Origin of the sequence: Paraburkholderia sp. BR14320 (genome assembly GCF_040948665.1) — a bacterium.
GTDB lineage: Bacteria > Pseudomonadota > Gammaproteobacteria > Burkholderiales > Burkholderiaceae > Paraburkholderia > Paraburkholderia youngii.
The window spans coordinates 1-4,048 of sequence record NZ_JBFPKG010000131.1; the positions used below are offsets into that span (position 1 = coordinate 1).

Genomic DNA, 4,048 nt, shown 5'->3' on the forward strand with positions numbered 1-4,048 from the left:
TGTCGTCGCTGATCGCGCGCACCTTGGCGATGTCGTGCGTGATGAACAGATACGACACGCCGAGCTTTTTCTGCAGATCGCGCAGCAGTTCGAGAATGGCTGCGCCGACCACCGTATCGAGCGCGGAGGTGACTTCGTCGCAAAGGATCAGCTTGGGTTCGGCGGCCAGCGCCCGCGCGAGATTCACGCGCTGTTTTTGCCCGCCCGACAACTCCCCGGTGCGACGTTGCGCCAGTTCGGCTGGCAGGCGCACCAGGCCAAGCAGTTCGGCGACGCGGCGCCGCGCGGCCTCGCCCTTCATACCGTGATAGAACTTCAACGGGCGCGCCAGCGTGCGCTCGACGGTATGGGTCGGGTTGAGCGCCGTGTCGGCGTTCTGGAACACGATCTGGATACAGCGAAACTGTTCGCGGCTGCGACGGTTCAGGTTGGCGGCAAGCGGCTCACCATCGAGCAGCAGCTTGCCGCGCGCCATCGGCACCAGCCCCGCGATCACCTTCGCGAGCGTGGTCTTGCCCGAACCTGATTCGCCGATCACGCCCACCGTCTGGCCACGGCCGATCGCGAGGTCGACGTCGCGCAGAATGACCTTGTGCGGCCAGCCGTGCGCGTCGGTGCCGCCGTAGCCGGCCGTCAGCCCGCGCAGTTCGAGCAGCGGCCCAGCATTGCATTGCGACGCGTCCAGCGCGGCCGCGGTCGATCCAGCGGGAGCGACTGGCGTCACCGCGGCTATCAGGCTCTGCGTATAAGGATGGGCCGGCGCATGCAGAATCTGCTCGGTGCGGCCCGTTTCGCGAATCTCACCGTTACTGAGCACCACGATCCGATCGGCCATCTGCGCGACCACCGCCAGATCGTGCGACACATAGACGGCGGTCATTCCGCATTGCCGGATCACGCCGCGAAACGCTTGCAGCACGTCGATCTGCGTCGTGACGTCGAGCGCCGTGGTCGGCTCGTCGAGGATCACGAGGGCGGGGTCGGTGATCAGCGCCATCGCCGCCATCAGCCGCTGCAACTGGCCGCCCGACACCTGGTGCGGGTAACGCTGGCCGATCTTCTGCGGGTCCGGCAGCGCGAGCGCGCGGAACAGTTCGACCGCTTTTGCCTGCGCGGCGCGCTTGCTGAGCGTGCCGTGAATCAGCGCGCTTTCGATCACCTGGTCCATGATCGAGCGCGCCGGGTTGAACGCGGCCGCCGCGCTTTGCGCGATATAGGCAACCTTGCGGCCACGCAATCCTTCGAGCTGTTTCGGCGAGAGTCCGAGCACGTCAGTGTCGCCGACCCGGATCGAGCCGCCGGCGATGCGGCAGCCGCTGCGAGCATGGCCCATCAGCGACAGCGCGATCGTGGTCTTGCCCGAGCCCGATTCGCCTATCAAGGCGAGCACCTCGCCGCGCGCAATCTCGAAGTCGATGTCGTGCACGATCGTCGTATCAGGCTCGCCGGGGCGGCTTCCCACCACGCGCAGGCCCCGCACTTCGACCAGATTGGACGAAGGTAACGACGCGGTCTGCGAGGCGGCCGTAAAGTCCGCGTGAGCACGTCTGAACAGGTGTCCCTTCATCAATGGCCTCCATCGGCATCGGGCATGTTCTTGCGGCGCCCACGATGCGGCAGTCCGTCGATCAGCAGGTTCACGCCGACCGTCAGCACCGCGATTGCGATCGCGGGCAGGATCACCACGGGCACGCCTTCACCGAGACCGGCGATGTTCTCGCGCACCAGCGAACCGAGATCGGCATACGGCGGCTGCACACCCAGGCCGAGAAAGCTCAGGCTGCTCAGCAGCAGCACGACGAACGTGAAACGCAGCCCGGTGTCGGCGAGCATCGGGTGGATCATGTTCGGCAGCATCTCGAAGCACGCGATGTAAAGCGCGCTTTCTCCGCGCGCCCGGGCGACCTGCACATATTCGAGCGTGCCAATATTGACCGCGAGCGAGCGGGCGATCCGGTACGAGCCCGGCATGTAGCTGATGGCCGCTGTCGCGATCAGCAACGGCAGCGACGAGCCGAACGCGGCGACGATCATCAGCGCGAACATCTTCGACGGAATCGAGGTGACCGCATCGAGCAGCCGGCTCATGGTTTCGTCGACACGGCGTCCTGCCACGGCCGCGAGCAGGCCCAGCATCGTCCCGGTGAGCGCCGCGAGCAGCGCCGCGGCGAGCGCCAGCACGACCGTCAGCCGCATGCCGTAGATGATGCGGGTCAGCATGTCGCGGCCCAGGTAGTCGGAGCCGAGCGGCAGCTTCGCGCTGAAGCCAGCGAAGACGTCGGGCGTGATGATCGCGCCAACCGGGTGCGGCGCTATCCACGGCGCGAACGCCGCGACGAACAGCGCGCAACTCACCATCGCGAGACCGATCCAGCCGCCGGTCGACAGATTCATGCGCTGCGCGACGCTGCGACGGTGCACTGGCCGCGGCGCCGGAGCGCCGCCGCCACGCCAGGACCGTGGTGGCTCCGCGCCCTGCGGCAGCATGCTGCTGCGCTGCACCGGCTCGAGCGCGCCGAGTCGGTGAGACGAATCGGAAGAAGGTCGAAGAGTCGTCATGTCCGCAGCCTCGGGTTCGAGATGATGGCGCACAGGTCGGCTAGCAGCACGAGCATCAGGTAGCCGAGGCAGAACAGCAGCGTGCAGGCCTGCACGAGCGGGAAGTCGCGGTTGCTCACCGCGTCGACCATCAGGCTCGCGAGGCCCGGATAGTTGAAGATGGTCTCGACGACGATCACGCCGCCCAGCAGATAAGACAGGCTCAGCGCGATCGCGTTGGCGATCGGGCCGATCGCATTCGGCAGTGCGTGGCGCAGTACCACGCGCGCGGGGCTCGCGCCCTTCAGCATCGCCATTTCCACATACGACGAACTGAGCTGCTCGATCACCGCGGCGCGGGTCATGCGGGCCATCTGCGCAATCACGACTGCGCAGAGGGTTACGACCGGCATTGCATACGCGCGCAGAAAGTCGTGCAGGCTCTCAATGTCGCCGCTGTACGACAGCGCGGACAGCCAGTGCAGCTTGACGGCCAGCACCAGCACCGCGAGCGTCGCGATCAGGAACTCGGGCGTCGCGACCAGCGACAGCGTACCGAGGCTCACGATGCGGTCAATCAGCGAGTCGCGCTTGACCGCCGCCAGGATGCCCGCCGACACCGCAATCGGCACCGACACCGCGGTGGTGATCGCCGCGAGGGTCAGCGACTTCGGCAAGCGCCCTTCGATCAGCTCGGAGACCGGCAGATTATTCGATAGCGACACGCCGAAGTTCGCGTGCAGCAGACCGACGAGCCAATGGAAGTACCGCAGGTAAGCCGGCTGGTCGAGACCGAACTGCTGGCGCAGTGCCGCGACCGTTTCGGCCGTTGCCGACTGGCCGAGTGCGGCCTGCGCGGCATCGCCGGGCAACAGGTTGGTGATCACGAAGATGATGATGGAGACGATCACCAGCGTCAGCGCAGTGACCGCAATGCGCCGGCCGATCAACTGGGCGATATTCCCGTTCATAGGCATGACCTCCTCGGTTGAGGCTTTGGGGCACGCGCCGTGCGTCGCACGGCGCGTGCGCGCGCTTCAACGTGTTACGCGTTCCACCATACGTACTCGGCGAAGTTGAAGCCCATCATCGCGCCGGTAGGTATGGGTTGAAGCCCTTGCAGGCGCTTGTCGTTCGCATCGAGCAGGCTCAGGAAGGTCGGAATGCCGATGCTGCCCTGCTCCGCTACCAGCACCTGCATGTCGCCGTACATCTGCTTGCGCTTCGCATCGTCGGTTTCCGAGCGCGCGGCGACCAGCAGCTGGTCGAACTTCGGGTTGTTCCAGCCCGACTCGTTCCACGGCGCGTCCGACTTAAAGAACTGCGTGAACAGCACGTCGGCGCTCGAGCGGGGATTGACGCTGCCGAACCCGAGCGGATGCTTCATCCAGTGGTTCGACCAGTAACCGTCGGCCGGCACGCGGTTGATGTTCAGGTTCACGCCGATCTTCGCGGCGGACTGCTGCAGCAGCACGCCCATTTCGATCGAGCCGTTCGCGTCGGTCGTCGC

The 4,048-nt window shown here is 66.1% G+C and carries 3 protein-coding genes and 1 pseudogene; all 4 read right to left on the reverse strand.

Annotation, left to right across the window (positions count from 1 at the left end; translation table 11 throughout):
* Positions 1-1,567 (reverse strand): ABC transporter ATP-binding protein (locus tag AB3X89_RS38995; RefSeq protein WP_368587914.1); only part of this gene is annotated, 1,567 nt, incomplete at its 3' end.
* Positions 1,567-2,559 carry an ABC transporter permease gene (locus AB3X89_RS39000; RefSeq protein WP_368587915.1) on the reverse strand — a complete coding sequence of 331 codons (993 nt, stop codon included), beginning with the start codon at positions 2,557-2,559 and terminating at the stop codon, positions 1,567-1,569. The genes AB3X89_RS38995 and AB3X89_RS39000, both read right to left, overlap by 1 nt.
* On the reverse strand, positions 2,556-3,509 hold the full coding sequence (locus AB3X89_RS39005) for an ABC transporter permease (RefSeq protein ID WP_176110762.1): 954 nt from the start codon (positions 3,507-3,509) through the stop codon (positions 2,556-2,558). The genes AB3X89_RS39000 and AB3X89_RS39005 overlap by 4 nt, the downstream gene beginning before the upstream one ends.
* Positions 3,510-3,583: 74 nt before the next feature.
* Positions 3,584-4,048: pseudogene (locus AB3X89_RS39010) on the reverse strand (ABC transporter substrate-binding protein); the annotation flags it as partial.